This is a genomic window from Mesorhizobium sp. M4B.F.Ca.ET.203.01.1.1, from assembly GCF_004791025.1.
Classification (GTDB): Bacteria; Pseudomonadota; Alphaproteobacteria; order Rhizobiales; family Rhizobiaceae; genus Mesorhizobium; species Mesorhizobium abyssinicae.
This window is the reverse complement of record NZ_SRUO01000004.1, coordinates 521,666-538,557: the sequence shown is the minus strand read 5'-3', so window position 1 is coordinate 538,557 and position 16,892 is coordinate 521,666. Positions and strand designations below refer to the sequence as shown.

General features: G+C 65.0%; 13 protein-coding genes. 9 read left to right on the top strand and 4 right to left on the bottom strand.

The annotated features are described in order from the left end of the window. The first annotated feature begins 120 nt into the window (after positions 1-120). From EN846_RS12460 to ccoS, 3 genes are read left to right on the top strand one after another with little or no spacing between them, the layout of a single operon-like run. On the top strand, positions 121-897 hold the full coding sequence (locus EN846_RS12460) for a DUF2189 domain-containing protein (RefSeq protein ID WP_127391550.1): 777 nt from the start codon (positions 121-123) through the stop codon (positions 895-897). Beyond that, complete coding sequence (locus EN846_RS12455; RefSeq protein WP_127391549.1) at positions 894-3,143, top strand: heavy metal translocating P-type ATPase; 2,250 nt, start codon at positions 894-896, stop codon at positions 3,141-3,143. Before EN846_RS12460 ends, EN846_RS12455 begins: the two co-directional genes overlap by 4 nt. Then, positions 3,140-3,280, top strand: coding sequence for a cbb3-type cytochrome oxidase assembly protein CcoS (gene ccoS / locus EN846_RS12450; RefSeq protein ID WP_127283836.1), 141 nt, complete (start codon positions 3,140-3,142; stop codon positions 3,278-3,280). Before EN846_RS12455 ends, ccoS begins: the two co-directional genes overlap by 4 nt. A gap of 26 nt (positions 3,281-3,306) precedes the next feature. On the opposite strand, the gene EN846_RS12445 is transcribed toward ccoS, so the two are convergent. From EN846_RS12445 to EN846_RS12430, 4 genes are all read right to left on the bottom strand, one after another. Further along, on the bottom strand, positions 3,307-4,449 hold the full coding sequence (locus EN846_RS12445; protein WP_127391548.1) for a DegT/DnrJ/EryC1/StrS aminotransferase family protein: 1,143 nt from the start codon (positions 4,447-4,449) through the stop codon (positions 3,307-3,309). Positions 4,450-4,755: 306 nt separating this feature from the next. Next, a complete protein-coding gene (locus EN846_RS12440) occupies positions 4,756-5,679 on the bottom strand; it encodes a carbohydrate kinase (RefSeq protein WP_127283838.1) in 924 nt (307 codons plus the stop codon). Next, positions 5,676-6,122, bottom strand: a complete 447-nt coding sequence (locus EN846_RS12435) for an RbsD/FucU domain-containing protein (protein ID WP_127283839.1) — start codon at positions 6,120-6,122, stop codon at positions 5,676-5,678. Before EN846_RS12435 ends, EN846_RS12440 begins: the two co-directional genes overlap by 4 nt. A 2-nt stretch (positions 6,123-6,124) precedes the next feature. Beyond that, positions 6,125-7,351 carry an ROK family transcriptional regulator gene (locus EN846_RS12430; protein WP_127283840.1) on the bottom strand — a complete coding sequence of 409 codons (1,227 nt, stop codon included), beginning with the start codon at positions 7,349-7,351 and terminating at the stop codon, positions 6,125-6,127. Positions 7,352-7,580: 229 nt separating this feature from the next. Here EN846_RS12430 and EN846_RS12425 point away from each other — a divergent pair, with 229 nt between their 5' ends. The 6 genes from EN846_RS12425 to glgC all read left to right on the top strand — a co-directional run bounded on the left by EN846_RS12425 (position 7,581) and on the right by glgC (position 16,874). After that, positions 7,581-8,597, top strand: a complete 1,017-nt coding sequence (locus tag EN846_RS12425; protein WP_187331253.1) for a sugar ABC transporter substrate-binding protein — start codon at positions 7,581-7,583, stop codon at positions 8,595-8,597. Positions 8,598-8,758: 161 nt separating this feature from the next. Next, positions 8,759-9,823, top strand: a complete 1,065-nt coding sequence (locus tag EN846_RS12420; RefSeq protein WP_127283842.1) for an ABC transporter permease — start codon at positions 8,759-8,761, stop codon at positions 9,821-9,823. 2 nt (positions 9,824-9,825) lie between these two features. Then, positions 9,826-10,608 (top strand): ATP-binding cassette domain-containing protein, encoded by a 783-nt coding sequence (locus EN846_RS12415; protein ID WP_187331199.1) that lies wholly within the window; start codon positions 9,826-9,828, stop codon positions 10,606-10,608. Positions 10,609-10,748: 140 nt separating this feature from the next. Beyond that, on the top strand, positions 10,749-13,211 hold the full coding sequence (locus EN846_RS12410; RefSeq protein WP_135858089.1) for a glycogen/starch/alpha-glucan phosphorylase: 2,463 nt from the start codon (positions 10,749-10,751) through the stop codon (positions 13,209-13,211). Positions 13,212-13,359: 148 nt separating this feature from the next. Further along, positions 13,360-15,573: a 1,4-alpha-glucan branching protein GlgB gene (gene glgB / locus EN846_RS12405; protein WP_127393676.1), complete on the top strand. Its 2,214-nt coding sequence runs from the start codon at positions 13,360-13,362 to the stop codon at positions 15,571-15,573. A 35-nt stretch (positions 15,574-15,608) separates the two neighbouring features. Next, positions 15,609-16,874 carry a glucose-1-phosphate adenylyltransferase gene (glgC, locus tag EN846_RS12400; protein WP_127285589.1) on the top strand — a complete coding sequence of 422 codons (1,266 nt, stop codon included), beginning with the start codon at positions 15,609-15,611 and terminating at the stop codon, positions 16,872-16,874. The last annotated feature ends 18 nt before the right edge of the window (positions 16,875-16,892 follow it).

Sequence of the window (16,892 nt, the reverse complement as noted above, 5' to 3'; positions counted from 1 at the left end):
CGCCAATGTTCATCTTGTCTACGTCGCCGTCCAATCGCAGCCGGAATGCGTGCTCGATCCCGCCTTAGACACGGCGTCCCTCCTTCGTCCGGCCAGGCCGGCGTGTTGAGAGAGAAGACCATGACCGAAGCCCCAGACGCCTCGCGGCCCTACATCGAGCGCAACCGACGCAACCTGCCGGCCGGCACCGCTGTCGGTTGGCTCAAAGCCGGCTGGCGGGATTTCATGGTCAGCCCCGGCCCGAGCCTCGTCTATGGCGCGGCGGTTTTCATGGTTTCGCTGGCGATCGTCTGGACACTGTTCGCGCTTGGCCTGGACTATATCCTGTTTCCCGCGCTCGCCGGCTTCATGGTCGTCGGGCCGCTGATCGCCATCGGCCTCTATGAAAAGAGCTGGGCGATCGCGGCAGGGCAGCCAGTCTCGCTTTCGCGCATGACCTTCGTGCGGCCGAAATCCGGCGCGCAGGTCTGGTTCACCGGGGCGATCCTATGCCTGCTTATGCTGGTGTGGATGCGGGCTGCGGTCTTGATCTACGCGCTGTTCTTCGGCCTGCTGCCGTTCCCGGGTCTCGATCACATCACGTCGATGTTGTTCACGACACCTACTGGATGGGCGATGCTCCTGGTTGGATCCGTGGCCGGCGGCGTCTTCGCCGCTTTCGCCTTTGCCATCAGCACCTTCTCCGTGCCGATGCTTTTCGACGAGGAGACGGATGCCTTCACGGCCATGGGCACCAGCATTTCGCTGGTCTGGAACAACATACCCGTGATGATCGCCTGGGGCTCGATCGTGCTTGCGCTTTTCCTGTTGAGCGTCGCCACCGGCCTGCTTGGCCTGGTTGTCGTTTTTCCCGTGCTCGGTCACGGTACGTGGCACGCCTACAAGGCAATGAGATGAGTTGCTGCGCGCCCGGAGCGGAAGCCGCGGCCGAACTCGGCGGCCCTCCGTCGCGCGATGAAATCCTGCTCGCCAGCCACGACCTTGCGGATGGCCTGCGCCAGACCGATCTGTCGGTGCCCGGCGTCCACTGCGCTGGCTGCATCGCCGCGATCGAGGGGGCGTTCCGCCGCGTCCCGGGTGTAGAGCAGGCGCGCGTCAACCTGTCCGCCAGGCGGCTGTCGGTGAAATGGCGGGGCGAGATGCCGCCCCCCATTTTCGAGACGGTGATGACGACAGGCTACGCGGCGCATCTGTTCGACAACGAGGACGCGGCCGTCGACCCCGAGCTTTCGCGGCTGCTGCGGGCAACCGCCGTCGCCGGCTTTGCCTCGATGAACATCATGCTGTTGTCGGTATCGATCTGGTCGGGCGCGGAGCCACAGACCCGCCAGGCCTTTCACTGGATTTCAGCGGTGCTGGCCTTTCCGGCGCTGATCTATTCCGGACGCGTGTTTTTCGCGGCGGCGTGGTCGGCCCTGCGGCAGGGAAGGACCAGTATGGAGGTGCCGATCTCCGTTGGCGTCATCCTGGCGTTCGCGCTCAGCCTTTACGACACCGCCGCCGGCGGCGCCTATGCCTATTTCGATGCGGCGGTGTCGCTTTTGTTCTTCCTGCTCATCGGCCGCAGCCTCGACCATGTCATGCGCGAGAAGGCGCGCAGCGCCGTGCGCAGCCTGATCCGGCTCACGCCGCGCGGCGCGACGGTGGAACGCGAGGACGGTACGCGCGAGTATCTGCCTGCCGGACAGATCAAGGAGGGCATGCTGCTGGCGGTAGCGCCCGGCGAGCGCCTCCTGGTCGACGGCATCGTCCACGGCGGCCGGTCCGATGTCGATTGCTCGCTGGTCAGCGGCGAGAGCGCCGCTCAATCGGTCGGGCCCGGATCGTCCTTGCGCGCCGGGACGCTCAACCTCAACGGCGCGCTGACGCTGACGGCCACCTCCGATGCCGGCAATTCCTCACTCGCCGAAATGGTGGCGCTGATGGAAGCGGCCGATGGCGGCCGCTCGCGTTACAGGCGCATCGCCGATCGCGCCGCGCGTCTCTATTCGCCGGTAGTTCACCTGACCGCGCTTTTCACCTTTCTCGGCTGGATGCTCGCGACCGGCGACTGGCATGGCGCCATAAGTGTCGCCATCGCGGTGTTGATCATCACTTGCCCCTGCGCGCTTGGGCTTGCGGTGCCGATCGTGCACACGGTGGCGGCCAGGCGGCTGTTCGAGGCCGGTATCATGGTCAAGGACGGCTCGGCCCTGGAGCGGCTGGCGGAGATCGACACGGTTCTCTTCGACAAGACGGGAACGCTGACGACGGGGCGGCTGAGCTTGGCCAATGCCTCGCAGATCGAGCCATCCGCACTGGCGATCGCCGGTGCGATCGCGGCTCGCTCCAATCATCCCGTGTCGCGGGCTCTGGCGGCCTTCGACGACGGTTTGCAAATGATGCCGGTCGCAATTGCCGAGCATCCGGGACTGGGGGTCGAGTGCCGGATCGGGCGGCACCTCTACCGGCTCGGCCGGGCCGAATGGGCGGTATCCGGCGCCACGGCCGCAACCATGCTCTCACGCGACGGCCATCCGCTCGCTTCATTCATTTTTGAGGACAGCCTGCGGCAGGATGCGGCGCGCTCGATCGAGGCTCTGAAGCGCGATGGATTTGCCGTGGCCATCATGTCGGGCGACCAGGAGCGGACGGTCTTGCGCGTCGGTGGGCAACTCGGCATAGGCGAGGTGTCGGCACGACTGCTGCCCGCGGAGAAGGTTGCCCGCATCGCCGCGCTTGCCGCCACGGGCCGCAAGGTGATGATGGTCGGCGATGGTCTCAACGATGCGCCGGCGTTGAGTGCCGCGCATGTGTCGATGGCGCCGTCCAGCGCAGGCGATATCGGCCGCAATGCCGCCGACCTTGTCTTTCTCCGGCCGAGCCTGCTGGCCATTCCCGATGCGATCGATATCGCCCGGCAGGCGGCGCGGCTGGTGCATCAGAATTTCGTCCTCGCGATCGGCTACAACGCCATCGCCATTCCGTTTGCGATCGCCGGGCAGGTCACGCCGCTGCTTGCCGCACTGGCCATGTCGGCGTCGTCGATCCTGGTCGTCGCGAACGCCTTGCGGCTTCGCGGCATCGCCGGCCGCGACGTGGCCAGCGGTTGGGTTGCCGACCAGATGCCAAAGCCACTGCCGCCCGTGGTGGGGCGCGCATGAGCAGTCTCGTCTATCTTATTCCGCTGGCCCTCCTGCTTGGCGGGGCGGCGTTGGGCGCGTTCTTGTGGTCGCTGAAAAGCGGTCAGTACGACGACATGCAAGGTGCGGCCGAACGCATCCTGCTCGACGACGAATAGTCGAGCTGGACAGGCAGTAGAGGGGCCTACGCCGCCGCGACGTGCGCCGAGTTCGAGCCGATATAGTTGCGGATCGTCTCGATGATGCGATCCTGGTCGGTTTCGCTGAGATAGGGGTGCATCGGCAGGCAGAGGATCCGCTTCGGCAGTTCCTCCGAAACGGCGAGGCCGGTCGGCGTGCGCGGATAGTCGCGATAGGCAAGCTGCACGTGCAGCGGCTTCACGTAGTAGATGACGGAAGGGATGCCCTTCTCCGTCAGATGCGCCTTCAGCCCGTCGCGCTTCGGCGTTTCGATGGCGTATTGCGCCCAGGCCGAGCGGCCGTGGCCCAGATTGCGCGAGGCCGTGAGGATATCGCCGAGACCCGAGGCGTAGCGGTCGGCGACCGCTTGCCGGGCAACCATCTCGTCCTCGAGGATGGCGAGCTTCTCGATCAGGATCGCCGCCTGCAGCGTGTCGAGACGCGAATTGATGCCGACGCGGATGTTGTCGTACTGGGTCTCGCCCTTGCCGTGGAAGGCGAAGGAGCGCAGCTTGTCGGCCATCGCGTCGTCATTGGTGAACATCGCGCCACCGTCGCCGTAGCAGCCGAGCGGCTTTGCCGGATAGAAGCTGGTCGAGCCGACATGGCCGAAGGAACCGCAGAACTTGCCGTCGGCCGAGCCGCCGATCGACTGGGCGGCGTCCTCGATCACCAGCAGGTCCTCGCGCTTGGCGATCGCCATGATCGCCTCGTAGTCGGCGGCGAGCCCGAACAGGTCGACCGGGATGATCGCCTTCGGCTTCAGCCTGCCTTCCTTCTTGATCAACTGGATCGCCGCCTCGAGGCTGGCGATGTCGATGTTGTAGGTGTCGGGATCGACATCGACGAACACCGGTTCGGCCTTGGCCAGCGCCACCACTTCGGCCGTCGCTGCGAAGGTGAAGCTCGGCACGAAGACCGCATCGCCCGGACCGATGCCGGCGGCGAACAGCGGCAGCAGCAGCGCGTCGGTGCCGTTGGCGCAGGCCACGACATGCTTGGTGCCGACATAGGCCGCGAGCTTGTTTTCGAATTCGGTGACCTGAGGCCCGAGGATATAGCGGCCTTCGTCGACAACGCGGTCGATCGCGGCTTTGAGCCGGTCGCGGATACGTTCGCGCTGCGCGCCGAGATCGATGAACTGCATGTCTGCCTCAACAAGGGGTTGGTGCGTGTCGCCATGGCAAGCGGCGGGGGCATGACACGCACAGAAACAACAACTTAACGGGCCGCTGGTACCAGACTTGGACAATCCGAGAAAGCCGGGCCACGGGCATGGCGACCGGTCCGGATGTCGCAGCCTGTTACCGACGATCACTCCTGCTTTTCCGCAAGGTGCCGGAATTCCGGCCTTTGCAAGGCGCAATCAGTGCCTTTTCTCGCGCTTTTTCAGCCGATGGAAACATAAAGTGATCAGCCGGCTGAACGGCTTTGCCGCCGGATGGACGGCCGATCAGGCGATTTCGTGGCGCCAGGGCGGATTGGCGCCGGCGCGCGACACCGTCACCGCCGCCGCCTTGGCGCCGAGCGCCAGCGCCTGGCGGATCGCGTCTTCCGACAGGTCGCCGATCGCTGCCTTGGTGAGCAGGCCCTGTTCGTGCAACGAGGCGAGGATGCCGGCATTGAAGGTGTCGCCGGCGCCGACCGTGTCGACCACCGTCACCTTCTGCGGCATCACCGTGACCTTGTGGCTCTTGCTGTAGCCGACCGCGCCCTCGCTGCCATGGGTGACGACGATCAGCTTCGGTCCGCGATCCAGCCAGTTGCGGATGACGTCCTCATGCGAGCCGGCTTCGTCAAACCAGTTGAGGTCCTCGTCCGACAGTTTCACGATGTCGGCCATCGCCATCATCTCGCGGATGCGCCGCAGGTGCTTTGCCTTGTCGGGGATGAAGTTCGGCCGGATGTTGGGGTCGAGCATCATGACGCGGCTGTTGTGCTCGCGCCGCATGAACTCCTCATAGGCCGATCCGGCAGGCTCGGAGATCAGGCTGATGGCGCCGAACAGCATCGCCTCGATCTCGGCGCCGAGGCTCGGCAGATCCTCGATGGTGAGCATGCGCCCGGCGGTGTTCTCGTCGTAGAAAGTGTAGGTCGCCTGGCCGTTGGTGAGCCGCACGAAGGCGAGCGTCGTCGGCCTTGGCGAGGTGTGGGCATAGGTGGAACTGACCTTGCTTGCGCCGAGCGCTTCGCGGAACTGGCCGCCGAACAGGTCCGACGACAGGCCGGAAAAGAAGCCGGCCGGCGCGCCGAGCCGCCCGAGCGCGATCGCCGTGTTGAAAACCGCGCCGCCGACATAGGGCGCGAAGGCCGGTTCGCCCTCGGTCGTCGTGCGCGGCAGCATGTCGATCAGGGCTTCGCCGCAGCAGAGGATCATGATGTCTGGCTTTCCGGCGGATAGATCACGCCCTTGCGGATGATGATGTTGGCATAGAGCCGGGGTTCGCTGGTGGCGACGATCGCATGCGCGGCCTTGACCCGTGCATAGAAATCGGCGCCGGCCAGCGCAACCACCTTGTGGCCGGGCGCGCGCCTGGCGCATACCGCTTCCATCTCATGGTGGACCGGATCGGCGAGCGCCGGATCGCCCTTGACCGAGGCGCGAAACAGCGCCTCCGGCACGGCGTCGTCCACCGGCAGCACGCTCAATATCGCGTCGAGCACGGGAACCATGTGATGGCCGTCGGCGCGGATCAGCCGATGCGCCTGCTGCTCGGCCGGGTAGTTGCCGTCGACAAGCGCGATCTCGTCGCCATGGCCCATGGCGCGCAGCGTTGCCAGAAGCTCCGGGCCGAGCAGCGAGGGGATGCCGATCAGCATGCTTAGGCGCTCCTGGAAATCGTGGTCGAGCCGATCAGGAAGCGCTCCGACAGCGGCAAGCTGGCGCCGCCAAGTGCCCGCGCGTGGATGCCGACGGTTCCTTCGCGCACCGCCGGCAACTTCAGGCCTTCGCCGTCGATCGTGCCGATGGCCACTCTCACCGCGTCGACGAGACGGCCGCGCACCGAGAGCGGCATCCAGCCGTCGATCACCGCCGCCTCGAAATCGATGACCGAGGAGGCCGCGACGATGGCGTAGGCGAGGGCCTGCGCGGCGCCGGCGATCCATAGGTCGAGCTCGGGGCCGATCTCGCCCCAGTCCTCGGGCGACGTCCACAGATGCGAGGCCTCGACGCCGCGCGCGTTGAGCGCCTTCTCCAGCATGGCGATCGACGCCACGTCGATGAGCTGCGTCGGCTTGCCGTCCGGCCCCGGCACCGGCATCGAGCCGAGCGCGCCGGCATTGCCGGTCGGTCCGCCGAACAGCCGGCCGTTGAGCACGATGCCGCCGCCGGCGAAGGCGCCGATGTAGAAATAGACGAAGTCGCGCGCCCCGCCCGCCTGGCCGAAGACGAGCTCGGCGCCGCAGGCCGAGGTGGCGTCGTTCTGCAGGTAGACAGGGAAGTCGCACTGCGCCTGGATGTCGGAGCGGATGTCGCGATGGCGCCACTCGTCCATGATCTCGCGCGGCGCGCCGGCGGTGTCGGCCCAGTTCCACAATTCGAACGGCATGGCGATGCCGAGCCCGGCAATGCGCTTGTCCTGCGCCTGGGTAAGTTCGCCACGCATCCTGGTCATGCCGGAAAGCGCGAATTCCACCGTCTCGCGCGGCGCCGGATAGCGGTAGGAGTGCTGCAGCATCGAGCGCACATTGCCGAGGAAGTCGATCAGCACCAGCTCGGCGCTGCGGCGGCCGATCTTGAGGCCGATGAAGAAAGCGCCTTCGGGGTTGAGCGCCATGGGAATGGAGGGCTGGCCGATCCTTCCGCGCAGCGGCGCCTGGCGCACCAGCAGCCTGTCGTCCTCCAGCTCGCGCATGATCACCGAAACGGTCTGCGCCGAGAGTCCGGTCATGCGCGCTATGTCGGATTTGGCGAGGCTGCCATGCTGGCGCACCAGGGACAGCACAAGCCGCTCATTGTGGTCGCGCATGCCGCTCTGGTTGGTGCCGCGGTGCAGGCGGCTCTCTGCCGCCTCGGGCGAACCGTGCCTCGCAATGCCGGTCTCCACCCTGTTTCCTCCGTCGTTTCCCCTCAATGCTTTTCGTGCAGAATGAGTGAACGACGCAAGGCTGTCAATAATAAATAAGAGTGATTTAATTATTGACAGCCGTCTCGGAGTGGTGTCTTTTGAGGGGGTGTCCACGCTGGGAGAAATGGTTGGATGCGCTTGAGACGTCGGGTGGCCCGGCGTCCGCAATGGTTCCACTGGGAGGAAAATCGTGACCAAGAAAGCACTGCTGAAGTCCACCGTGTTCGCGGCCGCCGCGTTGGGCCTGATGGCGTTCGCCTCGACGGCATCGGCCGCCGGCGTCGGCGCCTGCCTGATCACCAAGACTGACACCAATCCCTTCTTCGTCAAGATGAAGGAAGGCGCGACCGCCAAGGCCAAGGAACTTGGCGTCGACCTCAAGACCTATGCCGGCAAGATCGACGGCGACAGCGAGAGCCAGGTTGCGGCGATCGAAAGCTGCATCGCCGACGGTGCCAAGGGTATTCTGATCACCGCGTCCGACACCAAGGGCATCGTGCCGACGGTGAAGAAGGCGCGTGACGCCGGCCTGCTGGTGATCGCGCTCGACACCCCGCTCGATCCGATCGATGCGGCCGACGCGACCTTCGCCACGGACAACCTCGAAGCCGGCAAGCTGATCGGCGCCTGGGCCGCTGCGACGCTTGGCGACAAGGCCAAGGACGCCAAGATCGGCTTCCTCGACCTGACCCCGTCGCAGCCGACCGTGGACGTCCTGCGCGACCAGGGCTTCATGATGGGCTACGGCATCGACGTGAAGGACCCCAACAAGATCGGCGATGAGGACGATCCGCGCATCGTTGGCCATGACGTGACCAACGGCAACGAAGAGGGTGGCCGCAAGGCGATGGAGAACCTCCTGCAGAAGGACAACACCATCAACGTCATCCACACCATCAACGAGCCGGCCGCCGTCGGCGCCTACCAGGCGCTCAAGGCAGTTGGCCTCGAGAAGCAGGTGCTGATCGTCTCGGTCGACGGCGGCTGCCCCGGCGTCAAGTCGGTAACCGAAGGCGTCATCGGCGCCACCTCGCAGCAATATCCGCTGCAGATGGCCGCGCTCGGCATCGAGGCGATCGCCGCCTTCGCCAAGGACGGCACCAAGCCGAAGCCGACCGAAGGCAAGAACTTCTTCGATACGGGCGTCAACCTCGTCACCGACAAGCCGGCCAACGGCGTCAAGTCGATCGACACCAAGGAAGGCCTCGCCAAGTGCTGGGGCTGATGCTGGGCTGACCGGCACATAAACCTTGCGGCTGGGGGCTTGATCCCCGGCCGCATCGGGTGGACGATGCGCTTTCGTTGGCGCTGACAATCCAGGCGACAGACCGGAATGCGTGAACGGGACGGGGAGCCGTGAGAAGCTCCGCGCAGACGGGAGGAGATATGTCTCAGATTCAGGAATTCGAGAAGGTTCTCTCGAGCAGCGACACCAGCGTCGCCGCCTTCGATGAGCACGGCAAGTCGTTCGTCAAGCGCGCCCAGCATTTCCTGCACTCCACGCCGGCCGCTGTGCCGCTGATCGTGCTGGTCTTGTCGATCATCATCTTCGGCATCGCCATCGGCGGACGGTTCTTTTCGTCCTACACGCTGACGCTGATCCTGCAGCAGATCGCCATCGTCGGTATTCTGGGCGCCGCCCAGACGCTGGTCATCCTGACCGCCGGCATCGACCTGTCGATCGGCGTGATCATGGTGATTTCGGCCGTCATCATGGGCAACTGCGCCATCACCTACGGTATGCCGACCATCCTCGCCGTTATCGTCGGCCTTGCCGCCGGCGCCGCCTGCGGGCTGCTCAACGGCCTTTTGGTCGCCTACATGAAGCTGCCGCCGTTCATCGTCACGCTCGGCACCTGGAACATCGTCATGGCCACGAATTTCATCTATTCGGCCAATGAGACGATCCGCGATGCCGATGTCGATGCGCAGGCGCCGCTGCTGCACCTGTTCGCGATGAGCTTCAGGGTCGGCTCCGCCGTGCTGACAGCCGGCGTCATTGCCACGGTCGTGCTGGTGGGAGTGCTTTGGTACGTGCTCAACCACACCGCCTGGGGCCGCCATGTCTATGCCGTCGGCGACGATCAGGAGGCTGCGAAACTGTCGGGCATCCAGACCAAGAAGGTACTGATCACGGTCTATGCCCTTGCCGGGCTGATCGCCGCTTTCGCGGCCTGGGTCTCGATCGGCCGCAACGGCTCGATCTCACCGTCGGCTGCCGTCACCGACTACAATCTGCAAGCCATCACCGCGACGGTGATCGGCGGCATCTCGCTCTTCGGCGGCCGCGGCTCGATCCTCGGCACGTTGTTCGGCGCCATGATCGTCGGCGTCGTCTCGATGGGTCTCAACATGATGGGCGCCGATCCGCAATGGAAAGTGCTGCTCACCGGCGTGCTGATCATCGGCGCCGTGGCGGTCGATCAATGGATCAGAAAGGTTTCGGCATAATCATGACCCAGGAACCCATCCTCACCGCGCGCGGTCTCACCAAGCGCTATGGTCGTGTCACCGCCCTCGACAATGCCGATTTCGACCTCTATCCGGGCGAAATCCTGGCGGTGATCGGCGACAACGGCGCCGGCAAATCATCGCTCATCAAGGCGATTTCCGGCGCGGCGGTGCCCGACGAAGGGGAAATCAAGCTTGAAGGCAAAGCCGTTGCCTTCAAGTCGCCGATGGAGGCTCGAGAAGCCGGCATCGAGACTGTCTACCAGAACCTCGCTTTGTCGCCGGCGCTGTCGATCGCCGACAACATGTTCCTCGGCCGCGAGATCCGCAAACCTGGCCCGCTCGGCAGCTGGCTGCGCATGCTCGACCGTCCGGCGATGGAAAAGCGCGCCCGCGACAAGCTCACCGAACTCGGCCTGATGACCATCCAGAACATCAGCCAGGCGGTCGAAACGCTCTCGGGCGGCCAGCGCCAGGGCGTCGCGGTGGCGCGCGCCGCCGCCTTCGGCTCGAAAGTGGTGATCATGGACGAGCCGACCGCCGCCCTCGGCGTCAAGGAAAGCCGCCGCGTGCTGGAACTGATCCTCGACGTCAAGAAGCGCGGCCTGCCGATCGTGCTCATCTCGCACAACATGCCGCATGTGTTCGAGGTCGCCGACCGCATCCACATCCACCGGCTCGGACGGCGCCTGTGCGTCGTCGATCCGAAGCAGATTTCCATGTCGGATGCCGTCGCCCTGATGACCGGCGCCAAGAAGCCGCCGGAGGACGCGCTGGCCGCCTGATTCGCCGCGACGGGTAATTTGCCGCAGATGAATCGGTTGCCTGTCGACCTAATCGATTGAATATATGCTGCAATGCACTGGGGTAGGGTGGGAGGAACCGTGAAAGCCGGTATGATCATGGCAACCGCACGAGAGGCGACATGACAAGCGCGATGACGACCGAAGCTCCCATCCTGGAAATCCCCGACCCCAAGACGCTCGCCGACGAGGTCTTGCTGGCCCTCAAATACAGGGTCGGCAAGGGCACCAACGTCGCCACCCAGTACGACTGGCTCACCGCATCGATCAAGGTCGTGCGCGACCGCGTCGTCGATCAGTGGATGCAGGCCACGCAGGAGGCCTACGCCCAGCAGGAAAAGCGCGTCTACTACCTGTCGCTGGAATTCCTCATCGGCCGCCTGATGCGCGACGCATTCTCCAATCTCGGCCTGATGGACAACATGCGCGAGGCGCTGCGCTCGCTCGGCGTCGACCTCGATCTCATCGCCGGGCTCGAACCCGATGCCGCGCTCGGTAATGGCGGTCTTGGCCGGCTCGCCGCCTGCTTCATGGAGAGCATGGCCACCGTCGGCATTCCGGCGCATGGCTACGGCATCCGCTACGCCAACGGCATGTTCCGCCAGGAGATCCATGACGGCTGGCAGGTGGAGCTGCCGGAAACCTGGCTCGACCACGGCAATCCCTGGGAGTTCGAGCGCCGCGAGCGCTCCTTCGAGGTCGGCTTCGGCGGCTCGGTGGAATCGATCACCTCCAAGGACGGCAGGCTCGAGCGCCACGTCTGGAAGCCGACCGAGCATGTGCTGGCGGTCGCCTACGACACGCCGGTCGCCGGCTGGCGGGCCAACCGCGTCAACACGCTGCGGCTGTGGTCCGGCATGCCGATCGATCCGATCCTGCTCGACAAGTTCAACGCTGGCGACCACATCGGCGCGCTGGCCGAAAGCAACAAGGCCGACGCCCTGTCGCGCGTGCTCTATCCCGCCGATTCCCACATGGCCGGGCAGGAGCTCAGGCTGCGCCAGGAGTATTTCTTCTCCACCGCCTCGCTGCAGGACATCGTCCAGCGCCATCTCAGCCAATATGGCGACCTGCAGTCGCTGCCCGACAAGGCGGCGATCCATCTCAACGACACCCATCCGGCGATCGCCGTGCCCGAACTGATGCGGCTCCTGATGGACGTCCACGGCATGGATTTCGACCAGGCCTGGGACATCACCAAGCGCACCTTCGGCTACACCAACCACACGCTGCTGCCGGAGGCGCTGGAAAGCTGGCCGGTGCCGCTGTTCGAGCGGCTGCTGCCGCGCCACATGCAGATCGTCTACGCCATCAATGCCGAGGTGCTTCTGGAGGCGCGCGCCACCAACAAGTTCTCGGGCGAGCAGATCAGCCGCATCTCGCTGATCCAGGAGAATGGCGACCGCCGCGTGCGCATGGGCAATCTGGCCTTCGTCGGCTCGCATTCGATCAACGGCGTCTCGGCGCTGCACACCGAGCTGATGAAGGAGACGGTGTTCGCCGACCTCCACAAGCTCTATCCCGACCGCATCAACAACAAGACCAACGGCATCACGCCGCGGCGCTGGCTGATCCAGTGCAATCCCGGCCTCACCGCGCTTGCCCGCGAGGCGATCGGCGACCGCTTCCTGGACGATATCGACGCCATCAAGGGGCTCGACGCCTTTGCCGGCGACGCCACCTTCCGCGAGAAGTTCGCGGCGGTGAAGCGGGCGAACAAGTCGAGACTCGCCAACCTGGTCGCCGACCGGCTCGGCATCAAGCTCGACCCCTCGGCGCTGTTCGACATCCAGGTCAAGCGCATCCACGAATACAAGCGCCAGCTGCTCAACATCCTGGAAGCCGTCGCGCTCTACGACCAGATCCGCTCGCACCCCGAGCGCGACTGGATGCCGCGCGTAAAATTCTTCGGCGGCAAGGCGGCGCCGAGCTACCACAACGCCAAGCTGATCATCAAACTCGCCAACGACGTCGCCAGGGTCATCAACCGCGATCCGGCGGTGCGCGGCCTGCTCAAGGTCGTGTTCGTGCCGAACTACAATGTCAGCCTGGCCGAAGTGCTGATGCCGGCCGCGGACCTTTCCGAGCAGATCTCGACCGCCGGCATGGAAGCCTCCGGCACCGGCAACATGAAGTTCGCGCTGAACGGCGCGCTGACCATCGGCACGCTGGACGGCGCCAATGTCGAGATCAAGGAATGCGTCGGCGACGACAACATCTTCATCTTCGGCCTGACCACCGCCGAGGTCGCCGAGCGGCGCAACAACGGCTACAATCCGCGCGCGGTGATCGAAGGCTCGCCGGAACTTTCGCAGGCGCTCGCTGCCATCTCCTCGGGCGTCTTCTCTCCTGACGATCCGCAGCGCTACCGCGCATTGATCGACGGCCTCTACAACAGCGACTGGTTCATGGTGGCGGCCGACTTCGACACTTACGCGGCCACCCAGCGCGACGTCGATACCGTCTGGCGCAACAGCCCCGACTGGTACGCGCGCGCCATCCGCAACGTCGCTCGCGTCGGCTGGTTCTCTTCCGATCGCACGATCCGCCAATATGCGAAAGAAATCTGGAACGTGCCCGTCTGATATGATTGCATGAGGTCACGAACAACGTGGCCCCTAGTGGAGTGAGTTTGACACTTGCGACCGATCCAGGACCAGTCGGCGATGCAGATGTCGAAGTCAAACCTCCGCTAGTATTTGAATACGAGTGCCCAGGGAGGGCGACCGCCTGATGAGGAAGCCGCGCGCGACCGCTGCGACGAGCGGGCCGGACGGACTGGCGCCAGCCGGCGATGTCGCGGCGATTGTCGCCGGCACGCATGGCGATCCCTTCGCGGTTCTCGGCGTGCATGAGGCCGGCAAGGGTTTTGTTGCCCGCTGCTTCGTCCCGAACGCCGAGTTCGTCACCGCCTACACGCTGAGCGGCAAGGCGGCAGGCGAGCTGTCGCGACGCGACGATGCGGGTTTCTTCGAGGGCAAGCTCACGCTCAGGAAGCGTCAGCCGCTGCGCTATCATGCCAGGAATGCCGGCGGCGACTGGTGGCTGACCGATCCCTATTCCTTCGGCCCGGTGCTCGGCCCGTTGGACGACTACTATATCGCCGAGGGCTCGCATCTGAGGCTCTTCGACAAGCTCGGCGCCCATGTCATCGACCATGAGGGCGCCACCGGCGTGCATTTCGCCGTCTGGGCGCCCAATGCGCGGCGCGTCTCGGTGGTCGGCGCATTCAACGAATGGGACGGGCGCCGACACACGATGCGCGACCGCCGCGACACCGGCATCTGGGAACTGTTCATCCCCGATATCGGCGCGGGCCAGCCCTACAAGTTCGAGATCATCGCCCCCGACGGCGTGCGGCTGCCGCTGAAGGCCGATCCGTTCGCCTTCGAGTCGGAACTGCGCCCGGCCACCGCCTCGGTGACGGCGCCGCCGATGGCGCATGAGTGGGGCGACGAGGCGCACCGCACGTTCTGGCGCAGTGCCGACCCCAGGCGCGAGGCGATCTCGATCTACGAGGTCCACGCCGGCTCCTGGCAGCTTCGCGACGACGGCACGTTCCTGAGCTGGGACGAACTCGCCGCGCGGCTGATCCCCTACGTCGCCGACAGCGGCTTCACCCATATCGAATTCCTGCCGATCTCCGAGCACCCCTACGACCCCTCCTGGGGCTACCAGACCACCGGCCTCTACGCGCCGACCGCCCGTTTCGGCGACCCCGACGGCTTTGCCCGTTTCGTCGACGGCGCGCATCGCGCCGGCATCGGCGTCATCCTCGACTGGGTGCCGGCGCATTTTCCCGTCGACGCGCATGGTCTCGCCCGCTTCGACGGCACCGCGCTCTACGAGCACGAGGATCCGCGCCAGGGCTTCCACCCCGACTGGAACACCGCGATCTACAATTTCGGCCGCCGCGAGGTGGTGTCGTTCCTGGTTAACAACGCGCTGTTCTGGGCCGAGAAATACCATGTCGACGGTTTGCGCGTCGACGCGGTGGCCTCGATGCTCTACCTCGACTACTCGCGCAAGGCCGGCGAATGGATCCCCAACGAGAAGGGCGGACGCGAAAACCTCGAGGCAGTCGCCTTCCTGCAGAAGATGAACAAGGAGGTCTACGGCCACCATCCCGGCGTGGTGACGATCGCCGAGGAATCGACCTCATGGCCGAAAGTGTCGCGGCCGGTGCATGAGGGCGGGCTGGGCTTCGGCTTCAAGTGGAACATGGGCTTCATGCACGACACGCTGGAGTATTTCTCCAAGGAGCCGATCTACCGCAAGCATCACCACAACGACATCACCTTCGGCCTTGTCTACGCCTTCTCCGAGAACTTCGTCCTGCCGCTCTCCCATGACGAGGTCGTGCACGGCAAGGGCACGCTGCTGGGCAAGATGGCCGGCGACGACTGGCAGAAATTCGCGACCTTGCGCGCCTATTACGCCTTCATGTGGGGTTACCCCGGCAAGAAGCTCCTGTTCATGGGCCAGGAATTCGCCCAGCGCCGCGAATGGAGCGAGGCGCGGGCCCTAGACTGGGACTTGCTTGACCACGCTCCGCATCGCGGTATCTGGCAGACAGTGCGCGACCTCAATTATCTCTACCGCTCGCGTCCGGCGCTGCATGCGCGCGACTGTGAACCGGAGGGCTTTTCCTGGCTGATCGTCGACGACAGCGAGAATTCGGTGTTCGCCTGGCTGCGCAGCGCGCCAGACGGCAATCCGATCGCCGTCATCTCCAACTTCACGCCGGTGCCGCGGGAAAATTACCGCGTGCCGCTGCCGAAGGCCGGCAAATGGCGCGAGATCATCAACACAGACGCTTCGGCCTATGGCGGTTCGGGCAAGGGCAATGGCGGCGTGGTCGAGGCCAGGGCGGAAGGTGGAGGCGTATCGGCGACGATGCTTTTGCCGCCACTGTCGACGATCATGCTTGAATTTGTCCCGGACTGAACGATGCCGCACACTGGTAATTTGGGAGGGTAAAAATGGCAGACTTGAAAAGAACCCAGCCGCTGGCACGTGATGCCATGGCCTACGTGCTGGCCGGCGGGCGCGGCAGCCGTCTCAAGGAACTGACCGACCGCCGCGCCAAGCCCGCGGTCTATTTCGGCGGCAAGACGCGCATCATCGATTTCGCGCTGTCCAATGCGCTGAACTCCGGCATTCGCCGCCTCGGCGTTGCCACCCAGTACAAAGCGCATTCGCTGATCCGCCACCTGCAGCGCGGCTGGAACTTCCTGCGCCCCGAGCGAAACGAGAGCTTCGACATCCTGCCGGCCAGCCAGCGCGTCTCCGAGACGCAGTGGTATGAAGGCACGGCCGATGCGGTCTACCAGAACATCGACATCATCGAGGCCTACGGCCCCGAATACATGGTGATCCTGGCCGGCGACCACATCTACAAGATGGACTACGAGCTGATGCTGCGCCAGCATGTCGACGCCAATGCCGACGTCACCGTCGGCTGCCTCGAAGTGCCGCGCATGGAAGCGACCGGCTTCGGCGTCATGCATGTCGATGCCAAGGACACCATCATCTCCTTCATCGAGAAGCCGGCCGACCCGCCCGGCATCCCCGACAAGCCGGACTTCGCCCTGGCCTCGATGGGCATCTATGTGTTCAAGACCAAATTCCTGATGGAGCAGCTGCGCCGCGACGCCGCCGAGCCCGGCTCCAGCCGCGACTTCGGCAAGGACATCATCCCCTATGTCGTCCAGCACGGTAAGGCGATCGCGCACCGCTTCGCCAAATCCTGCGTGCGCTCGACGGCCGAGAACGAGGCCTACTGGCGCGACGTCGGCACGGTCGACGCCTATTGGGAGGCCAATATCGACCTGACCGACGTCACGCCCGAACTCGACCTCTACGACCGCGACTGGCCGATCTGGACCTATGCCGAATTGAAGCCGCCGGCAAAATTCGTGCATGACGAGGATGGCAGGCGCGGCTCCGCGGTTTCCTCGCTGGTCTCGGGCGACTGCATCGTCTCCGGTGCTTCGCTGAAGAAAAGCCTGATCTTCACCGGCGCGCGCATCAATTCCTATTCGACGCTCGAAGAAGTCGTCATGCTGCCGGACGTGCATGTCGGCCGTAACGCCAGGCTGAAGCGCGTCGTCATCGACCATGGCGTGCGCATCCCGGAAGGGCTGGTGGTGGGCGAGGATGCCGCCCTCGACGCCAAGCGCTTCCGCGTCTCGGAGAAGGGCATTTGCCTCGTCACCCAGGACATGCTCGACAAGCTTAAACTGTAGACAGGATGGGATCATTAA

Bases quoted from the DNA above. Each gene is read 5' to 3' on its own strand.
- glgC (WP_127285589.1), top strand. From the start codon at position 15,609: ATGGCAGACTTGAAAAGAACCCAGCCGCTGGCACGTGATGCCATGGCC.
- glgB (WP_127393676.1), top strand. From the start codon at position 13,360: ATGAGGAAGCCGCGCGCGACCGCTGCGACGAGCGGGCCGGACGGACTG.
- EN846_RS12445 (WP_127391548.1), bottom strand. From the start codon at position 4,449: ATGCAGTTCATCGATCTCGGCGCGCAGCGCGAACGTATCCGCGACCGG.
- ccoS (WP_127283836.1), top strand. From the start codon at position 3,140: ATGAGCAGTCTCGTCTATCTTATTCCGCTGGCCCTCCTGCTTGGCGGG.
- EN846_RS12420 (WP_127283842.1), top strand. From the start codon at position 8,759: ATGTCTCAGATTCAGGAATTCGAGAAGGTTCTCTCGAGCAGCGACACC.
- EN846_RS12455 (WP_127391549.1), top strand. From the start codon at position 894: ATGAGTTGCTGCGCGCCCGGAGCGGAAGCCGCGGCCGAACTCGGCGGC.
- EN846_RS12410 (WP_135858089.1), top strand. From the start codon at position 10,749: ATGACAAGCGCGATGACGACCGAAGCTCCCATCCTGGAAATCCCCGAC.
- EN846_RS12435 (WP_127283839.1), bottom strand. From the start codon at position 6,122: ATGCTGATCGGCATCCCCTCGCTGCTCGGCCCGGAGCTTCTGGCAACG.
- EN846_RS12415 (WP_187331199.1), top strand. From the start codon at position 9,826: ATGACCCAGGAACCCATCCTCACCGCGCGCGGTCTCACCAAGCGCTAT.
- EN846_RS12440 (WP_127283838.1), bottom strand. From the start codon at position 5,679: ATGATCCTCTGCTGCGGCGAAGCCCTGATCGACATGCTGCCGCGCACG.
- EN846_RS12460 (WP_127391550.1), top strand. From the start codon at position 121: ATGACCGAAGCCCCAGACGCCTCGCGGCCCTACATCGAGCGCAACCGA.